The following is a 20,012-nucleotide window of genomic DNA, read 5'->3' as shown; positions in this document are numbered from 1 at the left end:
GCCGAGTTTTCGGAGCCGCTCCCGCGCTGATTTCCGACCGAAATGCTCGCGCCGCGAGAAGGCGGGCGTCACGCTCGCCACTCGACGTCGGGGCGGATGTGCGCTGCCAGGGTCACGCGATGAAGATACTGATTGATCTGCAATGCTGTCAGACCGAGGCGCAATCCCGAGGAATGGGGCGCTATTCTCTCTCTCTCGCAAAAGAAATCGTCAGAATCGGCGGCGAGCATGACTTCATGTTTCTGCTCAACTGGCATTATCTGGACAAGTCCGCGGATCTCATCACGGAAATCGCGAAGCTCGACGATCTCGGCAATGTGATTTTGCACGACTATCCCAGCGTGCAATATGATTGGCATGAGCGGCAGAGGCGAGAGCAGGTCGCCAATGTCCTGCGCAATGATCGCATCGAGACGGTCAGCCCGGATGTCTATCACATCTCGAGCGTTTTCGAAGGCGAGAGCGTCTATGGCGCGGCGGCGGCTTTCATCGACTTTCCCAAGCCGCCGATCATTCGATCCGCCACTCTCTATGATTTCATTCCGCTGCTCTATCCGGACAAATATCTCACCGATTGGCCGGTCGCCCTCTGGTACAAGCGCACATCGAGCCTGATCCCGCAGCTCGATGTCGGATTGGCCATATCGGATGCGACGAAGAAGGACGCCGAGCGGCTTTTTCATATGAAGCCGGAGCGCGTCGTCAATATTTTCGGCAGCGTCGCGGATCACTTCCGCATCCTCCCCGCCTCCGAGGCGCATCGCGGGGCCGTCTGGCGCCGCTTCGCTCCCGGGCAGAAATTCATCCTCTATGTTGGCGGGCCGGACTTCCGCAAGAATCTCGATGGGACGCTCGAGGCTTTCGCCATCGCCAACAAGGAGCTGGCGGATAAATACAAGCTCCTGATCGTCTACGACATCAAAGGCGCGGAAGCGCTCGCTCTGCGCGAGAAAGCGGCGCGCCTCGGCGTGGCGCCGCTCGTCGTGACGACGGGCTTCGTGTCGGATGACGAGCTCGTCGAGCTCTACAACGCCGCTTCGCTCTTCGTCTTCCCCCCTCTCTATGAGGGACTGGGTCTTCCGGTGATCGAAGCGATGCGCTGCGGCGCGCCAGTGCTCGTCGGCGACAATTCCAGCCTGACGGAGATCGTGGACGATCCGGCCTATCGTTTCGACACGACCAAGCCGGCGGATATGGCGAAATCAATGGTGCGCGCGCTGACCCGCGAGGGCGAGCTTCAGCGCATGCGCGCCTATTCTCGCGAGCGCGCCGCGCTCTTCACCTGGGAGAAGAGCGCCCGCCGCGCGCTCGACGCCTGGGAGGAGACCTACGCCGCGCGCCGCGGGCGCAAGACGCCGAGCGCGGCAGGGCGGGTTCCGCGCATCGCCATGTTCACGCCGCTCCCGTCGGCGAAGTCGGGGATCGCCGATTACAGCGCGGAGTTTCTTCCCGCCCTCTCCAAATTCGCGTCCTTCGAGATTTTCGTCGACGATGTGGCCGAGGTCGAGACCTATTTCGACGACATGCCGATCTGGCATCACTCGCAATTTCCATTCAAGGCGCATCTCTACGATGCGATCGTCTATCAGCTCGGCAATTCGCCGTTTCACCACTATATGCTCCCTTATATCGAGAGCTTTCCGGGCGTCGTCGTCATTCACGACGCCTATCTCGGCTATTTGTCCTATGACCCCGGCAATCCCGACGCCTTCATCCGTCGCATGATCCAGGAGCATGGAGGTCCGGCGCGCGCCATCGTGCTCGACGGCGAGGGCGGCGACCGCACGGCGCGCTCGCTCGTCGATGCTCTTCCCTGCAGCGCCACGGCGACGCATCGCAGCCTCGGCGTCATCGTTCACTCGCGCTTCGCTCGCAATGTGCTGGTGGGCGCCGCTCGCCCGGGCGCCGCTCCACAAATCGCCGTGCTGCCGCAATATAGGGCGCGCCCGCCGCGGGAAACGACGCCGAGCAGGGCGCAGGCGCGCGAGACGCTCGCCATCGCGCCGGATTCGCTCGTCATCGTGTCGCTCGGCCATGTCGCTCACACGAAGGGCGTGCTCGAGCTGATCGAGGCCTTCACGCGCTCTACGGCGGCGAAATCGGGCAAGGCGCAGCTGATCCTCGTCGGCGAGCTGGAAGGGGGCGCGAACCACGATTCGCCCTATGCGCGCGAGGTGCTGCGCGCCATCGGCGACAGGTCCGACATTCACATCACCGGCTATGTCGAGAAGGAGGATTACGACCTCTACATAGCCGCGGCCGATATCGGCGTTCAGTTGCGGACGCTCACGCGCGGCGAGACGTCGAGGGCGATCCTCGATCTGCTCACCAGCGGAACGCCGCTCGTCTATAATCGCATGGGGTCCTCGGCGGAGCTGCCGTCCGAGGTGGGCGTCGCGCTCGAGGGCTATGCGTCCGCGGACATCGCCGATGCGCTCGATGCGCTGGCCGGCGATCCGCAGCTGCGCCAGACCTATAGAGAGGCTGCGCTGCGCTATTGCGACGAGACGCTGGACCCGGACAAGGTCGGCGCGCGCTTCGTCCAGACGGTCGTGGCGATGACCGCTCGCGCCGAGACCTGCGGGCCGAAGATCGTCAGCAAGACGATCGCGCGTCTGCTCCGCGACGCTCCCATCACCCGGGAGCTCGTGCAGGACATCGCCCGCGCCTATGTGCGCCAGGAGCGCTCCGAGATCGCGCCGCGCCTCTTGATCGACGTGACCCACATAAGGGAGGGCGATCTCGAGACGGGCGTGCAGCGCGTCGTGCGCGAGCTCACGCGCGCGGCCTATGGCTGGAGCGACGCGAAGGTGCGGCCGCAGGCTTTCGCCTATACGGACGCCGGGCTGATCTTCGCCGACGATTACGCGCAGCGCTGCGGCGCCCGCGCCGCCGTCGAGGCGGAGGACATGCGCTTCGGCGCCCTCGATTTTCGTCCCTTCGACAAGATTTTGATGGCCGATGGAACCTGGCATCTCGCCGATTGGATGCGCGAGCCGCTTGCGCGCCTCGGCGCCATCGGCGGAGAGGCGTTCGGCCTCGTTCACGACATTCTGCCGCTGCAGCATCCCGAGCTGTTCGAGGACCATGTCAAAATCTCTGTCACCAATTGGCTGACGCTGCTGCTGGAGAAAGGCTCCGGCCTGATCTGCACCTCGCAGAGCGGGGCGGATGGGCTCATCGAGTGGATCACGGGCAGCGGAGTCACGCCGCGGCGGGGGCTTCGGATCGGCTATGCGCGGCTCGGCGCCGATTTCTCCTCGCGAGTCGATGTCTTCACGCCGATCACGGCGGCCACGTCCGATCTGGCGCAACGTGAGAATTTGTTTCTGATGGTCGGCACGATCGAGCCGCGCAAGGGGCACGATTACGTGCTCGACGCCTTCGAGCGGCTATGGGCTTCGGGAGTCGATGCGACGCTGGTCTTCGTCGGCAAGGCGGGGTGGAGCGTGGACAGCCTGCTGCAGCGCTTCGAGAACCATGAGGAAAAGGGCAAGCGCTTCTTCTATCTCGGCTTCGTGCCGGAGGCGGACATGGCGCGGCTCTATCAGAGCGCTTCGGCGACCATCGTCGCCTCGATCGCGGAAGGCTTCGGCCTGCCGATCTATGAGGCGGCGCATTTCGGCTCGCCGCTGCTGCTCAGCGATCTTCCCGTTTTCCAGGAGCTCGGCGGCGAGCATGCGCGATATTTCGCCGCCGGCTCATCCGCGCAGCTCGCCGCGGCCCTGCGCGAGCAGCTCGCGCGCGGGCCTATTCCGTCGAAAGGCGTCTCGGCGCCGTCCTGGGCCGATTGCGCGGGCCGCATTTTCGAGTTCCTGGACGGGGAGCATGTCTATCGGCAGTTCTGATGGCCGTCGCGTGGGCTCGACGGTCGCGCGCAAAACCGTAATCATTCGCCGAAAGCTATGGAGGGCGGCATGACATTGATCGAATGGCTGGGGCGCAAGATCGCCGTTCGGACCTTTCGCGACAAGGATATCGCTGCGCATAGCCTGAAATTCGGCGGCAGCGTCGCCGGCGTCGTCGATGAGGTGACGCAAAAGCGCGTCCGCGGCTGGATTTGCGACGCCAAGCGCGAAGCACCGGTCGTGCTCGAAATCCTGCTCGACGACGAGGTGGTCCAGCAGACCAAGGCGAATCTCTATCGCGACGATATCGCCGAAAAGCTCGGCGACAATGGGCTTCATGGCTTCGACTGCGAGGTCGCCGCTTTCGCCACGCCCAGCGCGAAGACGCGCTCGGTGCGGTTGCGCATCGCCGATCGGCCGGAATATGAGTTCGGACCCTTCGATCTCGAGCCGAACAGATCGCCTTTGGAAGTGCCGTCGCCGGACGTCCCGCAGGCGCTGCATGATCGGCTCCAGCATATATTCAGCCATATAACGGCGACGCATGAGAACTCTTTGCGTCGATTCGACGCGATGCAGGCGTCCTTCGACCGACTGCAATCAGCGCCCCGCATCGCCGCGACGAGCGGCGGCGACGCCGACAGCGGCTCCTTGCTCTATCAATATCCGCGCAGCGCGATTTCCGGCGTGGGTCAGTTCCGCCTGCCGCTCACCGACGACGTCGAAACCACGCTGTTCCAAGCTCGGCTGGAGGTGGATTTGATGAAGGAGCGGCATTTTTCGTGAGGCGGGGGGCTAGCTCTTTCGCAAGGGCGAGTCCCCGCTCGATAATCATCTGAGGCGACCTTCGGCAATCGCGTTATAAAGTCTCTCAGGGTCGCAAAGATCGGCTGCCGGTAGTTGTAACATCAAACCGAAGTGATGATTGTGGGTGTTGAACTCGCAACGATCGATCAACTCCGCTTGTTCTGATGATTGCGCAAGCGTCATCAAATGCGGGTCATGTGGGATGAAGCGCGACCGATGCTGCGAGTAGACGAACTCTCCGTACCAGGCAAACTCGTAAGGAGCAATTTGTATCAAGCCGACGAATCCATTTACGCCTCTGCTATGCGCGAACGCGTCGAGTTCGGCTGACAAATCAGAGTTGAACATGCCGGTACAAGATATATAGGCGTTCGTGCTCTCGGTATGGTTCTCCATAACTGTACATATTCTATTGAATGATTCTGAAATATTAACGATCTTGCCATCGAGCCAGCCGTCTTCGTTGGTGTTTCGAAGGCGATCGAAAAAATCATTTTTAGAGGTCGGAGCCGCCGCAGTATAGATCGAACCATCATGCAAAAGAGACGAGTAGTCGAATTTTTTCGTGAATAGCATTGTGCTATCCATGGTAAGATAGTTGGCGGCAATTTTTATCTTTGAAAAGCATAGTTTTATCAGTTGCTGAATATGCCATCCAGACATTTCTGGAGTAGGCTCGATATTTGCCGACGCTAGCACCCACTCTTCAGAGAGAATGTTGGGGATATAGGATATTCGGCCATGATTCAGCTCTGTCGTGAAGGCGTCGATAAATATCGATAAATCGTTTTCCGGCACAACGATATAGAACGGGTGTTTAATTTCTGTAAATCGGCACCAGGAGCGATAGAGCGCGACTGTCCATGGCAAGTCTTTTCTGTACGATTTATTTAATATTGCAAAATCATGCATATATCTTGCTTGGTGAATTTTGACAGAGTCGATGCGAATATTCGCGCTTTCCGGCACGGATATGCAAACTTCCAAACCCTCCTCATTTTCTGGGCTAACATAAATAAACGACGCAAGCGTTTTTTGATCGTGGCAGATTCCCGCTAGCAACGACTGCTTGTATCGGCTGCGGCCGGCCGAATCGGAAATTTCTAAAAAGCTGTCTTCGAGGCCAGACAGCCCGAAATTCTCACCTTGAACTTTAATGAGATGGGCGCCTTTCGCTAAGCTGAATCTCGGGCCGCGCGTCAGGCAACCGCGGCGGCGCGACGAAAAAATGAAGTCGTCATAGGTCAGACCGGCTTCTGAGCCTACCAGTTCGGCCCCGGCTTGGAAGCTCGTCACCGAGCTTTCCCGTCCGGCCTCATTCGTGGACACGGTTTGTTGCAAACAGACCTCCTCGTGACGCGCCCTGTCGTGTGCTTTCCTTGGCATTGCTACTATCGCCTTGAAGGCGGAGGCAAGAGAGACCAACATTGAGAGAGAGACTGTCGGCAATTTCCTGATACCGAATGGAGGCAAGAGTTAGCACTATGCGCGTGGCGTCCCGGAAGGGATTCGAACCCCTGACCTACGGTTTAGGAAACCGTTGCTCTATCCTGCTGAGCTACCGGGACTTCGCTCCGATATCTACAAGAGCGCAGGGCGTTTGAAAAGGCGGGGGCGTCACAGGGGTCGGTCACATGCGGCCGGCCGGCAATCCCTGCCAGCGTGCGAAGATGCGGTCGATCTTCGTCGCCATGATGACGTCGTTCTCGTGCAGGCCGCCGATCTTCTTCGTCTGCAACGAGATCGTCGCATAGCCCCAGCCGAAGGCGATGTCCGGGTGGGGCCTTCGGCCTCGGCCAATTCCCCGATTTGGCGCACGAATTCGGCCGCCTCGCGAAAATTGCCGAAGCGAAAGCCGCGCTCGATGCGGCGCGCCTCGTCCATCAGCGTCCAGTCCGGCGCCGCGGCGAGCAGCGTCTCGGCCTCGGCGCGCCCGAGCGGCGGAACGCCGCCGCGGCAGGGCGTGCAGGTTTTTTCTGCAAGGGTCGTCTTTTCCGAAAGGGTCGGCATTTTCATCCTCCTTCTCAGCGGTCGATTTCTCCGAAGACGATGTCGAGCGAGCCGATGATGGCGGCGACATCGGCCAGCATATGGCCGGTCGAGAGCCGGTCGGTCGCCGCGAGATGGGCGAAGGAGGGCGGGCGCAGCTTGCAGCGATAGGGCTTGTTCAGCCCATGGGAGACGAGATAGACGCCGAACTCGCCCTTGGGCGCCTCCACCGCCGCATAGACCTCGCCGGCGGGCACATGAATCCCCTCGCTGTAGAGCTTGAACTGCTCGATCGTCGCTTCCATCGAGCGTTTCATCGCCTCGCGCCGCGGCGGCGTGATCTTGCCGTCGAGCACCGCGATGGCTCCCTGGCCGTCCGCGGCGCGCAGCTTCTGGACGCATTGCCGCATGATGCGGACCGACTGGCGCATCTCCTCCATGCGCACGCAATAGCGGTCGTAGCAATCGCCGTGGCGTCCGACCGGAATGTCGAAATCCATCTCCTCGTAGCATTCATAGGGCTGCGCCTTGCGCAAATCCCATGGCGCGCCGCAAGCGCGCAGGAACACGCCGGAAAAGCCGAGGCCCCAGGCCTGCTCGAGCGTCACGGCGCCGATATCGACATTGCGCGCCTTGAAGATGCGATTGTCGGTGAGCAATCCCTCGAGATCGTCGCAGGTCGCGAGGAAGGGATCGCAAAAGGCCTCTATGTCGTCGATGAGCGCGGGCGGCAAATCCTGATGCACGCCGCCGAAGCGGAAATAATTGGCGTGCATGCGCGCGCCCGAGGCGCGCTCGTAGAAGACCATCAGCTTCTCGCGCTCCTCGAAGCCCCAGAGATTGGGCGTCAGCGCGCCGCAATCCGAGGCCCAGCTGGTGATGTTGAGCAGATGCGAGAGCAGCCGTCCGATCTCGCAATAGAGCACGCGCACGAGCTGGGCGCGCCGCGGGACGGCGAGGCCGAGCAGGCGCTCGGCGGCGAGGCAGAAAGCGTGCTCCTGATTGATCGGCGCGACATAATCGAGCCGGTCGAAATAGGGCAGGGCCTGCAGATAGCTCTTGTCCTCTATGAGCTTTTCCGTGCCGCGATGCAGAAAGCCGATATGCGGATCGGCGTGGACGACGACTTCGCCGTCGAGCTCCAGCACCAGCCGCAGCACGCCATGCGCGGCCGGATGAACCGGGCCGAAATTCAGGATGAAGCTGCGCTCCTCGCCGGGCCGGGGGCGAGGCTGCGTTCTCTGTCCGAGACTCATCTGCGCCTCCTTTCGGCGGGAAACCGGATCGGCGCGCCGGCGTTATCACTCATCATCCTCGGTTTCGGGAGAAAGAAATGAGTGATCTTCTGCGCTGGGCCGTCGTCTTTCTGGTGGTCGCGCTGATCGCGGCCTTCTTCGGCTTCGGCGGCGTCGCCGGCACGGCGATCGACGCCGCGCGCATATTGTTCTGGGTGGCGGTCGTGCTCTTCATCATCGCCCTCGTCGGCGGCGTGCTCCGGCGCGGCGTCTGAGGGAGTCGGCGGCGGCGGCGCGGAGCGTCGCCGCCGCTTCTCGCGTCAACGTCCCGCGGCGGCGAAAGTTGCTGTCCTACGGATTGCGCGCGGCGCTATATTCCCTCGGGCGATGAGCGCGGGGAGCCGGCGCCGTGGACGAAGTCGAGAAAGCCGTTTTCCAGCGCGCCCTCGGGCCGCTCGCGCCACGGGCGGAGCGCCTTCCCGCGCCGCTGCGCGTCCCGCTGGACGCCTTCCTGCATTTCGTCGATCGCGACGGCTTCGCCATAGCGAGCCATATCGCGCTCTCGACATTGATGTCGCTGTTTCCCTTCCTCATCGTGGTGACGGCCTTCGCCGGCCTCATGGGCTCCAAGAGCCTCGCCGACGAGGCGGGGCGTCTGCTGCTCGACGCCTGGCCTCCCGAGGTTGCGGAGCCGATCGCGCGCGAGATCAAGCGCGTCGCGACGGAGCCCCAGGGCGGCAATCTCACCTTCGGCGCGCTCTTTGCCGTCTATTTCGCCTCCAGCGGCCTCGAGAGCCTGCGTATCGGCCTCAATCGCGCCTATGAGGCGCAGGAGACGCGCAGCTGGTGGCTGCTGCGGCTCGAGTCGATCTTCTATGTGGTCGGCAGCGCGGCGGGCCTGCTGGCGCTTTCCGTTCTCGTCGTGCTCGGACCGCTCATCACCGACGCCGCGGCGCGCTATCTCGATTGGTTCGCGCCCTTCGAGCAGATGGTCACTCTGGCGCGCTATGGCGTCGCGACGCTCATTCTGGCGCTCACGCTCTTCGCCATTCACGCCGGGCTGCCGGCGGGACGGCGGCGCTTTCTGGATATTCTCCCCGGCGTGCTGGCGACGCTCCTGCTGTGGCTCGTCGCCGGCGCCGCCTTCGGCCGCTATCTCGCGGCCTTCTCGGAGCGCTATGCGCTGACCTATGCGGGCCTCGCCTCGGCGATGATCGCGCTCGTCTTCCTCTATTTCTCGGGCGTCATCTTCATCTATGGCGGCGAGCTCAACGCCGCCATCGTCCGCGCGCGCCGCGGCGCTAGATAAAGCGCGAACAGCAAAGGGTCTCACCTCATGGCTCCACGCGCGCGCGCTTATTGGCAAGGCTATCTGCGGCTTTCGCTCGTCTCCATCGGCGTCGAGCTCTATGCGGCGACGTCGAGCGCCCAGGCGACGACGCTGCATCAGATCCACAAGCCCTCGGGCAAGCGCGTGCGCTATGAGAAGGTCGCGCCCGGCGTCGGTCCGATCGACTCCGCCGATATCGTCAAAGGCTTCGAGATCGGCGACGATTCCTATGTCGTGCTGGAGCCGGACGAGCTGGACGAGATCAAGCTCGACAGCGGCAAAGCGATCGAGCTGGTGCAATTCGTCGGGCGCGAGGAGATCGATCCGCGCTATTTCGACCGGCCCTATTATCTCGCGCCGGAGGGCGACGTCTCGACCGAAGGCTATGCAGTGATCCGCGAGGCGTTGCGCCGCGCCGGCAAGATCGGCATCGGTCGGCTCACCATGCGCGGGCGCGAGAGCATTGTCGCGGTGACGCCGCTCGGCAAGGGGCTGCTCGTCGAGACCTTGCGCTACGCCAATGAGCTGCGCTCCTATGAGCCTTATTTCGCCGAGATCGGCGAAGGCGACAGCGACGCCGAGATGGTGGCGCTGGCGACCGAGCTGATCGAGCGCAAGAGCGCGCCTTTCGATCCCAAGGCGTTCAAGGATTCCTACGCCGAGGCGCTGCGCGATCTCGTCGAGCGCAAGCGCGAAGGACAGGCGATCGTCACCACGGGCGAGGAGGAGCGTCGCGGTCCCGGCAAGGTGATCGATCTCATCGAGGCGTTGAAGCGCAGCGTCGGCGAGAGCGCGCCGCGGCCCGCGCACGGCAAGGCGCGCGCCGCGGAGCCGGCGAAAAAGGCGAGCGCGGCGAAGACGGCGTCGGCCAAGGCTGCGGCGAAGACTGGGCCGGTCAAGAAGCGCGCGTGACCGCGAGAGGAGCGCAAATTGGGTCCATCCGCGCGCTCGTCATCGGCTCATCGCGCCGCAAGACCGCTCGCAGCGAAGGACGAGCGGCTCTCCGCCTATCGCGACAAGCGCGATTTTCACCGCACCGCCGAGCCGGAAGGCGCCGCGCGCGCGCAAGGGCATGGCGCCTATGTCATGCAGAAGCATCGCGCTCGCCGGCTGCATTTCGATCTGCGCCTCGAGCTGGATGGCGTGCTGAAGAGCTGGGCCGTCACGCGCGGCCCCAGCCTCGACCCGAGCGAGAAGCGTCTCGCCGTGCGCACGGAGGATCATCCGCTCGATTATGGAAGCTTCGAGGGAGCCATCCCCAAAGGCCAATATGGCGGCGGCGAGGTGATGCTGTGGGACCGCGGCCGCTGGACGCCCAAGGGCGATCCGCATCGCGGCCTCGCCGACGGACGTCTCGAGTTCACGCTGGAAGGCGAGCGGCTGAGGGGCGGCTTCGCGCTGCTGCGCATGCCGCGCCGGGGCAAGGAGCCGAAAGAAAATTGGCTGCTCGTCAAAATGAAGGATGGGCAGGCTGACGCCGATCTCGATCCGGCGCGCGAATGGACGCGCAGCGTCACGACGGGCCGCAGCTTCGCGGAGATCGCCGATGGCGAAACCCATGCGCCGCGCCTGCCGAAATTCCGCGCGCCGCAGCTCGCGACGCAGGCCGCCGAGCCGCCCGCCGGCGAGGACTGGCTGCATGAGATCAAATTCGACGGCTATCGTGCGCTCGTCGCGACGGCGGGCGGCAAGTGCCGCGTCTACACGCGCTCCGGCCTCGATTGGACTGAGAAATTCCCCGGCATAGCGGAAGCCGCCGCGCAATTGCCGATGAAAAGCGCGCTCATCGATGGCGAGATCGTCGCGCTGGAGGAGAGTGGCCGCAGCGATTTCGGCCTGCTGCAGAAGATGCTGGAGAAGCGCCCGCGCGCGCTCGTCTTCTACGCCTTCGATCTGCTGGAGCTCGATGGCGAGGATGTTTCCAATGCGCCATTGCTCGAACGCAAGAATCGTCTCGCCGCGCTGCTCGCCGAGCCGCCGGCGGCGATACGCTACAGCGGCCATGTGATCGGCGCCGGCGCGCGTTTTCTCGCCGAATGCCGACGCTTGGGGCTCGAGGGTCTCGTCTCCAAGCGCGTCGACCGCCCCTATCTCTCGCGGCGCACGCGCGCCTGGATCAAGGTCAAATGCCTCGGCCGCGATGAGTTCGTCGTCGGCGGCTATCGTCCTTCGACGAAGAAGGGCCGCGACTTCGCCTCTCTGCTGCTCGGCGAATTCGTCGATGGCGCCTTGGTCTATCGCGGCCGTGTCGGCGCCGGCTTTTCCGATCGCGATCTCGCGCAGATCGGCGCCGCTCTGCGCGCGCATGCATGCAAGTCCTCGCCCTTCGCCGCCGTGCCGGCGGAGATCGCGCGTCACGCGCGCTATGTGGCGCCGCGGCTCGTCGTCGAGATCGATTACACGGAGCGCACCAAGGAGGGGCTGCTGCGCCATCCGACCTTCATCGGCCTGCGCGAGGACAAGCCGGCGAATGAGGTGAGCCCTCCCGCCTTCGATCCATCGCCCCGCGAGCTGAAGCGAGGCCCGCGATGATCCGCCTCACCAACCCGGACAAGCCGCTCTACCCGGCCGCTCTGCATGTCACCAAGCAGAGGCTGGTCGATTATTGGCGCCGGGTCGCGCCTTTCGCTCTGCCGCATATCACCGGGCGGCCGCTGTCGCTGCTGCGCTGTCCCAATGGCGCGGCGCATGGCTGCTTCTTCCAGCGCCATCATCGGCGCGGCCTGCCCGCGGGACTCAAAGCCGCGCCCATCGCCGGGAGCGACGGCGAACGGGAAGAATTTCTCTTCCTCGACGATCTCTCCGGCCTCGAAGGCGCGGCGCAGATGGATGCGCTGGAGCTGCATATTTGGGGCGTGCGCTTCGATGCGCTGGAGAGTCCCGATCGTCTCGTCTTCGATCTCGATCCCGATCCTTCCGTGACCTTCGAGGAGGTGAAGCGCGCCGCGCGCGATTTCCGCGCTTTGCTGGAGGCGGCGGGGCTCGCGAGCTTCGCGCTGCTCACCGGCGGCAAGGGGCTGCATGTCGTCGCGCCGCTGGATGACGCGCTCGACTGGCCGACCTTCACCGGTTTCGCCAGAGGCGTCGCCAGCCGTCTCGCGGCGGATGATCCGGCCCGCTTCACCGCAATGGCGACCAAGGCGCGGCGCCATGGCCGCATCTATATCGACTATCGGCGCAATGATCGCGGCGCGAGCGCGGTCGCGCCTTTCTCGCCGCGCGCGCGGGAGACGCCTTCCGTGGCGACGCCCGTTTCCTGGGACGAACTCGGCCGCATAGAGCGCGCCGATTTTTATTGCCTCGACAAGGTCGAGCGCCGCCTCGCCGCGCTGCGCGCCGATCCTTGGGCCGGCTATTTCGATCTGCGACAAGGCGTCTCGCCGGCGGCGCTGCGCATGTTCGCCGGCGCGCGGCTATAATTTCGCAGTTTCGCTATTCGGAAAGGCCGGCGCATGGAGACGACCGAATTGTTCCGCCGCCTGACGGTGGCGCTGGCGATTGGCCTTTTGATCGGCCTCGAGCGCGGCTGGCAGGCGCGCGAGGATGAGGAGGGCGAGCGCGCCGCTGGCTTTCGCACCCATGCGCTGGCGGCGCTGCTCGGCGCCGTCTGGGGCGCCATCTCCAATCAGACCGGCATAGGCGGCGCGGTGTCGCTCGGCCTCGCCTTCGTGGCTTTCGCAGGCGCGATCGTCCTGTTTCGTTATCGCGAGATCGTCCATGACGAGACCTTCGGCGCGACCACAGTGGTCGCCGCAATGCTGGCTTTCGCGCTCGGCGCTTTCGCCGTCGTCGGCGATGTCGAGGCCGCGGCCGCGGCGGGCGTCGCCACGGCGGGATTGCTAGCGCTGAAATCCGCGAGCCATGGCTGGCTGCGGCGCCTGAGCTGGGTGGAGTTGCGCTCCGGCCTGACGCTGGCCGCGATGACGGTCATTCTGCTGCCGCTGCTGCCGGACCGCGCCGTCGATCCCTGGAACACGGTCAATCCGCATGAGATCTGGCTGCTGACCGTGCTGATAGCGGTCATCAACTTCCTCGGCTATGTGGCCATGAAGGCGGCGGGCGGCGTTGGCGGCGTGGCGCTGACGGGAATCGCCGGTGGACTCGTCTCCTCCACCGCCGCGACGATGACGATGGCGCGCCTCTCGCGCGAGCAGAGCGAGGGCGCGCCGCTCTTCGCGGCTGGCGCGCTATTCGCCAACGCCACAATGGCGCTCCGCGTGCTGGCCGTCGTCGCGTTGATCGACATCGAGCTGCTCGGCGTTCTCGCGCCGCCCTTCGCGGCAGGCGGCGCCGTCATGCTCGCCTTTGCGCTTTTCTTCATGCGCCGCGCCGCCGCCGTTTCGACCGATGGCGGTCACGCGCCGAAGAACCCTCTCGATCTCGGCGCGGTGCTCGAATTCGGCGCGCTGCTCACCGTGATCGCGATACTGGCGCGTCTCGCCACCCGAGTGGCGGGCGGGGCCGGCGCGTTGGCCGTCGCGGCGATCTCGGGCGTCGTCGATGTCGACGCCATAACTTTGTCCGTCGCGCGGCTCGATCGTGCGACGCTCACGCTCGATGTCGCTGCGGCGTCGATCGGCCTCGCTGTCGCCGTCAACACGCTCTCCAAAGCGGCGCTGACATGGTGGATCGCGGGCGCCGGCCTCGGCTTTCGCGTCGCCGCCGCTTCCGTGCTGGCGCTCGCGGGCGGCCTCGCGGTCGCGCTGCTCACGCGCTGAAAAGCGCGGAACCTTCGCCAGCCCCACAAGTTTCCTCGGGTAAACCCACTTTTCCTCGGGAAAACACGGAGGCGAACGATGAAGATCAAGGACATCATGACTCGCGAGGTCTGTCTCGTCGAGCCCGATCAGACGATCTGCGACGCCGCCAAACGCATGGCCGATCTCGACATCGGCCTTTTGCCGGTCGGTGAGCACGATCGTCTCGTCGGCATGGTCAGCGATCGTGACATCGCCTTGCGCGCCATCGCCGCCGGCAAGGGCGCGGCGACGAAGATTCGCGACGTCATGACCAGAGACGTTCGCTATTGCTATGAAGATCACGACGTCGAGGACGTGGCGCAGAACATGGCCGAGCAGCAGCTGCGTCGGCTGCCCGTGCTCGATCGCGGCAAGCGCCTCGTCGGCATCGTTTCTCTCGCCGATCTCGCCATGGATCGCGACGCCGGCCTCAGCGGCGCGACGCTGCGCGGCGTCTCCCAGCCCGGCGGCCACCATTGCCAGAGCGCGCGCGCCGCCTGAGCGGCGAGAAAAGCAAATCCGCCTATTGGTCGGCCGAGGTCGGGCGCAAGAGCAATGCGCTGGACCTCGAGCCGGATGTCTTCACGCAGGGCGATCCCCGCGCCATAGCGCGCTCGTTGAGGCGCTCGGCGGAAAAAAGCGAGCGTCGCAAGAGCGCGCCTTTCCGCTCCGCGATGTCCATGCTGAATTTCTACATCAATCGCGCCGGCCGGGGCCTGCCGGCGGAGCGCCGGCGCATATTGGAGACGGCCAAGACAGAGTTGCGCAAGCTCTTCGGCCGCGCCTGAAACGTCGCCGCATCGTCGCCACGTCCGCGCTGTTAAACACATTTAAGTAAAACATTACACGAAATGGCAAAGTTATTGCTGGCGCGAGGGGCCGTCTCTAACCTGCCGAAAGATGCACAGCGTTGGAATGAGTCTATGTCGGATATTCTCGAGGGCGCCGGCGACAGTCTCGCCTGTCGCGCATTCGCGCCCTCTCGCGCGCAATCGATGCATCTGCGCCTGCACGAGCTCGATGGGTTGCGCGGCTGGGCGGCTTTCTCCGTTCTGCTCTTTCATTCGATCTGGCAGAGCTTCGGCGAGAATTTCCCCATATTGCGCAATGGCTGGACAGCGGGGCTCATCGACGGCTCGCTCGACGTCAGCGTCTTCTTCGTGGTCTCCGGCGCTGCGCTCAGCGCGCCTTTCTTCTCGGGCGGTGGCGGCGAGTATATTCTCTCGGCGGCGCTGCGCCGCTACATCCGCCTGACGACGCCGATCGTCGCGACGGTTCTGCTCCTCCTCGTCGCGGAGCGCCTCGGCTTGGCGCGGCTCGGCGAGGCCGCGCAATTTGCGCCGGGGCTTTCCGCCATCGCCGGCGAGACCGGGCTGAGCTTCGCGCAGGCGCTGAAATGGTCGCTCTGCAACGTCTATACGAAGCCCTCCGAATGGGGGCCGGCGCTGCCATTTCTGTGGACCATGCCTTGGGAGATGGTCGGCTCGCTGGCGCTGTTCCTGCTGCTCGCCTGCTATCCGGCGATGAAGCGGCCCGAGCGCTCCATCGCCATCGGCGCGTCATTTTTGATGCTGCTGTTTCCCTATCTCGCGGCTTTTCTCTTCGGCGCGCTGATCGGCAAGGCGAAGCTCACCGGCGCGCTCACTACGCCGGCGCCGGGGCGGCTCTCTCTTCTCGATTCAACGCCGGCGAAAATAATTGCGGCCGCGACGCTCTATGTGCTCGCCTCTTGGACGATGACGGCGGGCGCCGTCCCCCATGTTCATGTAATTCTCGCCGTGGCGATCGTCGCTCTGGCGCTGCGCTGGCGCGGTCTCTCGGACTTCCTCGGCGAAAGCGCCATCTCGCGCTTTCTCGCGAAAATCTCCTTCCCGCTCTATCTCATCCATTATGTGGTGATCGCGACGGCGACCTCCGCGGCGATCACGCTCGTCGGCGATAGGCTCACTCTGCCGCTCGCTCTGGCGATCTCGGCGGCGACGATCCTGCTCTCGATCGTCGCGGCCATGCTCTTCGCGCCGGTCGAGCGCTTCGCCCACGCGGCGAGCCGGCGCTTCGCCGCTCTGGTTCTCGGGTAACGCGGCTCAGCCCGGAAACGGGCCGAGCGCGGCTCTGATCTTCTCCGCCTGCGCCTTCAGCTTCTCGCCGTCGCCCATGGTTCCCGGCGGGCGCAGCGCGACGCCTTCGAAGCGCGGCAGAATGTGGAAATGCAGGTGGAAGATCACCTGTCCGCCGGCGCTCTCATTGAACTGCTGCAAGGTGAGGCCATCGGCGCCGAAGGCGTCCTTGGCCGCCTTGGCGACATGCTGAACGCGGGGAATGAGCGCTACGAGCGCGGCCGGGTCGATGTCCAGGAGATTGCGCGCCGGAACCTTGGGGATCACCAGCACATGGCCCTCTGCGCGCGGCATGATGTCCATGATCGCGAGCGCCACATCATCCTCATAGACCTTATGCGCAGGGATCTCCCCGCGCAGGATTTTGGCGAACACATTGTCATTGTCATAGGCTGCGGCCATGGGGCTTCTCCCGTCTGAAATGTCCTGCTGTCCTACGGTTTCCTCGATGATCGAGCCGTGCGATCGCTCCCTCTCCCCGCGTGCGGCGGCGAACGTTGCGCGTCGCTAATCGCCATATTCGAAGCTGCGCTTGTTCTCCAGGCGGAAGCGATGCGCCGGATAGACGCCGATGATCTCCAGCTCCTTGGAGAAGAAGCGCAGCTCGTCGAGCGCGCGGGCGAGCGGCGGCTCCTCGGGATGGCCGTCGACATCGGCGAGGAAGCGCGTCGCCGCGAACTCGCCGTCGACCATATAGCTCTCGAGCTTGGTCATGTTCACGCCATTGGTGGCGAAGCCGCCGAGCGCCTTGTAGAGCGCCGCGGGCACATTGCGCACGCGGAAGACGAAGCTGGTCATCGTCGGGCCATTGCCCGGCGCCGCCCATTTCGACGTCTTGGACAGAATGACGAAGCGCGTCGTGTTATGCGCGGCGTCCTCGACATTCTCGGCGAGAATGTCGAGCCCATATATGTCCGCGGCGAGGCGCGGCGCGAGAGCGGCTTTGCTCTTGTCCTTCCACTCCGCCACCTCACGCGCGGCGCCGGCCGTGTCGCCCGCCGTATGGGCGGTGAGGCCGAGCTCGCGAATGATCCTGCGGCACTGGCCGAGCGCATGCACATGGCTGTAGACGCCGCGCAGCGTGTCGCGCGTCGCGCCGCGCGGCGCCATCAGCTGAAAATGGATCGGCAAAAAATATTCGCCGATGATGTAGAGCCCGGCGTTGGGCAGGAAATGATGGATATCCGCCACGCGCCCGGCGATCGAATTCTCGATCGGGATCATGCCCAGCGCCGCGACGCCTTCGGTCACTGCCGCGAAAGCGTCCTCGAAGCTGGCGCAGGGCAGGGGCTCGCAATCGGGATAGGCGTCCCGGCAGGCGATGTCGGAATTGGCGCCGGGCTCGCCCTGATAGGCGATTTTCGGCCGCTCGCTCATCGACGGCTCCGTTCGTCTTTGTCCTGCGCCTTGCGCAGTCGTTGCAGATCGGCGCTGGTATCCACCCCACGGGCGGCTTTGTCCAGAATCATGGCGTCGATCCGCATGCCGGCCTCGAGCGCCCTCAGCTGCTCCAGCCGCTCGCGCAGCTCGAGCGGGGATGGCGGCAAAGCGATAAAGCGCGCCAGCGCCGCCCGGCGAAAAGCGTAGACGCCGATATGATGATAGTCCGGCCCCTCGCCATGCGGCGCCGGGGCGCGGGTGAAATAGAGCGCGCGCATCCGCCGCGGCGCGATCTCGGCGCCGATCAGCTTGACGACATTGGGATCATCGCGCTCGCCTGCCGCAGCCGGGGCCGCGAGCGTGGCGATATCGACCGAAGGATCCGCCAGTGGCTCCAGCGCGGCCGCCAGCGCCGCCGGATCAATGTCTGGCTGGTCGCCCTGCAGATTGACGATGACGTCATGCGCGCCCGCCGGATCGAGCCCGGCCAGCGCCTCGCCGATGCGGTCGCTGCCGCAGGCGTGGTCGCCTGTCGTCAGAGCCGCGCGCCCGCCGGCCGCGGAGACGACGCGTGCGATCTCCTCCGAGTCCGTCGCTACCGCGACCGGGCCGATGGCGGCGGCGAGCGCCTTCTCCAGGACATGGAGGATCATCGGCCGGCCGGCGATCGGCGCCAGCGCCTTGCCCGGCAGGCGGGAGGAGCCCATTCGGGCGGGGATGACGACGAGCGGACGGGCCATCATGAGGGGCGGCTCTCCTCGTGGTCGCGCCGCCGCTCTCGCGGACGGCTCAATAGGCGTTCTGGTCCTCGGCGACCCAGCCCTTGTCGGCGCGCACGAAATGCAGCGTGCCTTCGGCCTTCAGCACCTCGCCCTTCTGGAAGCTCTGGCTCTGAGTGAGGCCGAGATAGGCGCAGCGGCTGCGGTCCGAGCAATCGGCCTCATAGGCGTCCGGGAACTGCACCTCGGCCTCGTACCACAGCTCATAGGCTTCCGTGTTCGGCGTCTTCAGCGCCCGTCCGTCGATCTTCTTGAAAGAGATCAGCTTGCCGCTGACGCCCTGCTTGGAGAGCAGATTGCGCAGCACCTTGGCGCCGACGGCGTCATTGGGCTCGCGGACGCCGTTGCAGGCGGCGAGCGCCAACGCCGCCGCGCCGGCCAGCGCCAATCCGAGACCTCGAAGCTTCATCGATTTTCCTCCCGCGCCGCTGACGGCGCTCTTGCTTGGCGGCGGATGGCCCGGCTTTGGAAGGCCCCCGGCCGGGTGGGTTTGCCACAAAGCTCGATCCCGAGCAAAGGCGTCGTGGAAAACTCCGCTCGGGCGTCGCCTGGTGACGGTTCAGCGACATGGGGGTTCTTTCGTAAGGGGCTGTTTTCAGCTGCGTATTTCGAAACTTGTAGAAAATCTTGCCAGATGGTTGCATTTTTATGCAGCTGAGCTAACCTCAGCCATGCCAAAACGTGGTGCGCGTCAGGCAGCGTCGGGGGCTAAGAAGAATAAAGAACCCAAGGCGTGCTTTTGCGTTGGATGCGTATCGGCAGACAACTTCGAATACCCTGCGGAGTGCTCAGGTCCGCCGCATCTCCTGGGTCCGTGGGGTTGGCCGGCTGGCGTTGGTTGGAGTGGCCTCCTTAAAGCCAGCGCCAGTCGGCCGCCTTCGTTTCGGGGGAAACGAAGGCGGCCGCAGCCGGCAGGCGTGACGATCGAGGAATAATCTTCTCTCCGCCTGAAACGAAACGAGCCCGGAACGGAGAAATCCGTTTCCGGGCTCGTTTCGTTTCAGGCGCCTTTGGTTGCGAAGGCGCCTAGGGGCTGGCGAATGCCGGTCCGGCGCGTCGCCGGCGGCGGAAGAAGGCGGGCTGGCCCGCCTCGCCTCACTTGATCTTGGTTTCCTTGAACTCGACATGCTTGCGCACGACGGGATCATATTTCTTGAACACGAGCTTCTCGGTCTTGGTGCGGGCGTTCTTCTTCGTCACATAGAAGGTGCCCGTGTCGGCCGTCGACAGAAGCTTGATCTTGATCATGGCGGATTTGGCCATTGCCGTCAGTCCTGAACTTGTGAGGGGACACTCTCGCTCCGGTCCCGATCCTCACGAACCCGGCGGCGAATTGGCCGGCACCATAAGGACGCAGGCGCCTTTGTCAAGGCGGGCGGCGGCGCGCGATCTCGCCAAATTCACTCGTTATGGGGCATTTCGGTTCATATTCGGCGATAGTTTCGGCGTCGGAGACGCAAATGCCCGATATTTCGATTTCGACCGAAGCGCTGGACAAGCTCTTCCGAACCTTCGACGCGCTGGTCGGGGTCGGGCGCGCCGATTCCAGCGGCGCCATTCCCGCCCTTCTTTGGGCGAGTCGCTGCTATTCGACGACGGCCGCTGGCGAGACCATCGAGCATGGCGCGGGATTCTATATGCACTGCGCCGAGTCGGTCGATGATCGGATGGTGTTCGTCGAAACCGCGCGGGGCCGAGTCGGCGTCGGTCCGGCGCGCTTGTTCGGACAGGGCGTCCATCACATTTTCTTCATCGACGGGCGCTTCGGATGGCTTTCGGAATGATGGA

At 64.4% G+C, this 20,012-nt stretch carries 20 protein-coding genes and 1 tRNA gene; 12 read left to right on the top strand and 9 right to left on the bottom strand.

The window, feature by feature from the left end; translation table 11 throughout:
- The first annotated feature begins 119 nt into the window (after positions 1 to 119).
- Positions 120 to 3,848 (top strand): glycosyltransferase, encoded by a 3,729-nt coding sequence (locus tag EDE12_RS11255; RefSeq protein ID WP_026598829.1) that lies wholly within the window; start codon positions 120 to 122, stop codon positions 3,846 to 3,848.
- Between the two features lie 69 nt (positions 3,849 to 3,917).
- Positions 3,918 to 4,634, top strand: a complete 717-nt coding sequence (locus EDE12_RS11250) for a hypothetical protein (protein ID WP_134188084.1) — start codon at positions 3,918 to 3,920, stop codon at positions 4,632 to 4,634.
- A gap of 45 nt (positions 4,635 to 4,679) precedes the next feature.
- Here the strand turns inward: EDE12_RS11250 and EDE12_RS11245 are convergent, their stop codons facing one another.
- The 4 genes from EDE12_RS11245 to EDE12_RS11230 all read right to left on the bottom strand — a co-directional run bounded on the left by EDE12_RS11245 (position 4,680) and on the right by EDE12_RS11230 (position 7,900).
- Positions 4,680 to 5,996 (bottom strand): DUF6492 family protein, encoded by a 1,317-nt coding sequence (locus tag EDE12_RS11245; protein ID WP_134188083.1) that lies wholly within the window; start codon positions 5,994 to 5,996, stop codon positions 4,680 to 4,682.
- A 150-nt stretch (positions 5,997 to 6,146) separates the two neighbouring features.
- Positions 6,147 to 6,223: transfer RNA gene (locus EDE12_RS11240), tRNA-Arg, on the bottom strand.
- Between the two features lie 62 nt (positions 6,224 to 6,285).
- Positions 6,286 to 6,393 carry a hypothetical protein gene (locus EDE12_RS22520; protein ID WP_348630680.1) on the bottom strand — a complete coding sequence of 36 codons (108 nt, stop codon included), beginning with the start codon at positions 6,391 to 6,393 and terminating at the stop codon, positions 6,286 to 6,288.
- A 286-nt stretch (positions 6,394 to 6,679) separates the two neighbouring features.
- Complete coding sequence (locus EDE12_RS11230; RefSeq protein WP_036290950.1) at positions 6,680 to 7,900, bottom strand: NADH-quinone oxidoreductase subunit D; 1,221 nt, start codon at positions 7,898 to 7,900, stop codon at positions 6,680 to 6,682.
- A gap of 77 nt (positions 7,901 to 7,977) precedes the next feature.
- Between EDE12_RS11230 and EDE12_RS11225 the strand changes: the two genes are divergently transcribed.
- The 9 genes from EDE12_RS11225 to EDE12_RS11185 all read left to right on the top strand — a co-directional run bounded on the left by EDE12_RS11225 (position 7,978) and on the right by EDE12_RS11185 (position 16,026).
- A complete protein-coding gene (locus EDE12_RS11225) occupies positions 7,978 to 8,154 on the top strand; it encodes a DUF1328 domain-containing protein (RefSeq protein ID WP_024880202.1) in 177 nt (58 codons plus the stop codon).
- 134 nt (positions 8,155 to 8,288) lie between these two features.
- Positions 8,289 to 9,188 (top strand): YihY/virulence factor BrkB family protein, encoded by a 900-nt coding sequence (locus EDE12_RS11220; RefSeq protein WP_024880201.1) that lies wholly within the window; start codon positions 8,289 to 8,291, stop codon positions 9,186 to 9,188.
- 27 nt (positions 9,189 to 9,215) lie between these two features.
- A complete protein-coding gene (locus EDE12_RS11215) occupies positions 9,216 to 10,121 on the top strand; it encodes a Ku protein (protein ID WP_024880200.1) in 906 nt (301 codons plus the stop codon).
- Positions 10,122 to 10,139: 18 nt separating this feature from the next.
- Complete coding sequence (gene ligD / locus EDE12_RS11210; RefSeq protein ID WP_024880199.1) at positions 10,140 to 11,741, top strand: non-homologous end-joining DNA ligase; 1,602 nt, start codon at positions 10,140 to 10,142, stop codon at positions 11,739 to 11,741.
- Positions 11,738 to 12,628 (top strand): non-homologous end-joining DNA ligase, encoded by an 891-nt coding sequence (gene ligD / locus EDE12_RS11205; RefSeq protein WP_026598824.1) that lies wholly within the window; start codon positions 11,738 to 11,740, stop codon positions 12,626 to 12,628. The genes ligD (EDE12_RS11210) and ligD (EDE12_RS11205) overlap by 4 nt, the downstream gene beginning before the upstream one ends.
- A gap of 33 nt (positions 12,629 to 12,661) precedes the next feature.
- A complete protein-coding gene (locus EDE12_RS11200; RefSeq protein WP_026598823.1) occupies positions 12,662 to 13,927 on the top strand; it encodes an MgtC/SapB family protein in 1,266 nt (421 codons plus the stop codon).
- A gap of 78 nt (positions 13,928 to 14,005) precedes the next feature.
- A complete protein-coding gene (locus EDE12_RS11195; protein WP_026598822.1) occupies positions 14,006 to 14,449 on the top strand; it encodes a CBS domain-containing protein in 444 nt (147 codons plus the stop codon).
- A complete protein-coding gene (locus EDE12_RS11190; protein WP_051592496.1) occupies positions 14,425 to 14,736 on the top strand; it encodes a DUF3175 domain-containing protein in 312 nt (103 codons plus the stop codon). The genes EDE12_RS11195 and EDE12_RS11190 overlap by 25 nt, the downstream gene beginning before the upstream one ends.
- A gap of 135 nt (positions 14,737 to 14,871) precedes the next feature.
- A complete protein-coding gene (locus EDE12_RS11185; RefSeq protein WP_026598820.1) occupies positions 14,872 to 16,026 on the top strand; it encodes an acyltransferase in 1,155 nt (384 codons plus the stop codon).
- Positions 16,027 to 16,032: 6 nt separating this feature from the next.
- Here the strand turns inward: EDE12_RS11185 and EDE12_RS11180 are convergent, their stop codons facing one another.
- From EDE12_RS11180 to rpmG, 5 genes are all read right to left on the bottom strand, one after another.
- On the bottom strand, positions 16,033 to 16,467 hold the full coding sequence (locus tag EDE12_RS11180) for an HIT family protein (protein WP_024880193.1): 435 nt from the start codon (positions 16,465 to 16,467) through the stop codon (positions 16,033 to 16,035).
- A 105-nt stretch (positions 16,468 to 16,572) separates the two neighbouring features.
- The gene (locus EDE12_RS11175) at positions 16,573 to 17,442 is read right to left on the bottom strand and encodes a prephenate dehydratase (RefSeq protein WP_026598819.1); all 870 of its coding nucleotides are present in this window, start codon (positions 17,440 to 17,442) and stop codon (positions 16,573 to 16,575) included.
- A complete protein-coding gene (locus EDE12_RS11170) occupies positions 17,439 to 18,185 on the bottom strand; it encodes a 3-deoxy-manno-octulosonate cytidylyltransferase (RefSeq protein WP_026598818.1) in 747 nt (248 codons plus the stop codon). Before EDE12_RS11170 ends, EDE12_RS11175 begins: the two co-directional genes overlap by 4 nt.
- A 49-nt stretch (positions 18,186 to 18,234) precedes the next feature.
- Complete coding sequence (locus tag EDE12_RS11165; protein ID WP_024880190.1) at positions 18,235 to 18,633, bottom strand: hypothetical protein; 399 nt, start codon at positions 18,631 to 18,633, stop codon at positions 18,235 to 18,237.
- Positions 18,634 to 19,319: 686 nt separating this feature from the next.
- A complete protein-coding gene (gene rpmG / locus EDE12_RS11160; protein WP_003612885.1) occupies positions 19,320 to 19,487 on the bottom strand; it encodes a 50S ribosomal protein L33 in 168 nt (55 codons plus the stop codon).
- Positions 19,488 to 19,684: 197 nt separating this feature from the next.
- On the opposite strand from rpmG, the gene EDE12_RS11155 reads away from it, so the two are divergent.
- A complete protein-coding gene (locus tag EDE12_RS11155; protein ID WP_134188082.1) occupies positions 19,685 to 20,008 on the top strand; it encodes a hypothetical protein in 324 nt (107 codons plus the stop codon).
- Positions 20,009 to 20,012 lie beyond the last annotated feature (4 nt).

Origin of the sequence: Methylosinus sp. sav-2 (assembly GCF_004366495.1) — a bacterium.
GTDB lineage: Bacteria > Pseudomonadota > Alphaproteobacteria > Rhizobiales > Beijerinckiaceae > Methylosinus.
Note: the sequence above shows the minus strand (reverse complement) of the source record. Positions and strands in the feature narration are given on the sequence as shown.

Excerpts from the sequence above, each read along its gene's own strand:
- EDE12_RS11225 (WP_024880202.1), top strand. The coding sequence starts at position 7,978 with ATGAGTGATCTTCTGCGCTGGGCCGTCGTCTTTCTGGTGGTCGCGCTG.
- EDE12_RS11250 (WP_134188084.1), top strand. The coding sequence starts at position 3,918 with ATGACATTGATCGAATGGCTGGGGCGCAAGATCGCCGTTCGGACCTTT.
- EDE12_RS11195 (WP_026598822.1), top strand. The coding sequence starts at position 14,006 with ATGAAGATCAAGGACATCATGACTCGCGAGGTCTGTCTCGTCGAGCCC.
- EDE12_RS11180 (WP_024880193.1), bottom strand. The coding sequence starts at position 16,467 with ATGGCCGCAGCCTATGACAATGACAATGTGTTCGCCAAAATCCTGCGC.
- rpmG (WP_003612885.1), bottom strand. The coding sequence starts at position 19,487 with ATGGCCAAATCCGCCATGATCAAGATCAAGCTTCTGTCGACGGCCGAC.
- EDE12_RS11215 (WP_024880200.1), top strand. The coding sequence starts at position 9,216 with ATGGCTCCACGCGCGCGCGCTTATTGGCAAGGCTATCTGCGGCTTTCG.
- EDE12_RS11155 (WP_134188082.1), top strand. The coding sequence starts at position 19,685 with ATGCCCGATATTTCGATTTCGACCGAAGCGCTGGACAAGCTCTTCCGA.
- EDE12_RS11185 (WP_026598820.1), top strand. The coding sequence starts at position 14,872 with ATGTCGGATATTCTCGAGGGCGCCGGCGACAGTCTCGCCTGTCGCGCA.
- EDE12_RS11165 (WP_024880190.1), bottom strand. The coding sequence starts at position 18,633 with ATGAAGCTTCGAGGTCTCGGATTGGCGCTGGCCGGCGCGGCGGCGTTG.
- EDE12_RS11170 (WP_026598818.1), bottom strand. The coding sequence starts at position 18,185 with ATGGCCCGTCCGCTCGTCGTCATCCCCGCCCGAATGGGCTCCTCCCGC.
- ligD (WP_026598824.1), top strand. The coding sequence starts at position 11,738 with ATGATCCGCCTCACCAACCCGGACAAGCCGCTCTACCCGGCCGCTCTG.
- EDE12_RS11230 (WP_036290950.1), bottom strand. The coding sequence starts at position 7,900 with ATGAGTCTCGGACAGAGAACGCAGCCTCGCCCCCGGCCCGGCGAGGAG.
- EDE12_RS11200 (WP_026598823.1), top strand. The coding sequence starts at position 12,662 with ATGGAGACGACCGAATTGTTCCGCCGCCTGACGGTGGCGCTGGCGATT.
- EDE12_RS11255 (WP_026598829.1), top strand. The coding sequence starts at position 120 with ATGAAGATACTGATTGATCTGCAATGCTGTCAGACCGAGGCGCAATCC.
- EDE12_RS11175 (WP_026598819.1), bottom strand. The coding sequence starts at position 17,442 with ATGAGCGAGCGGCCGAAAATCGCCTATCAGGGCGAGCCCGGCGCCAAT.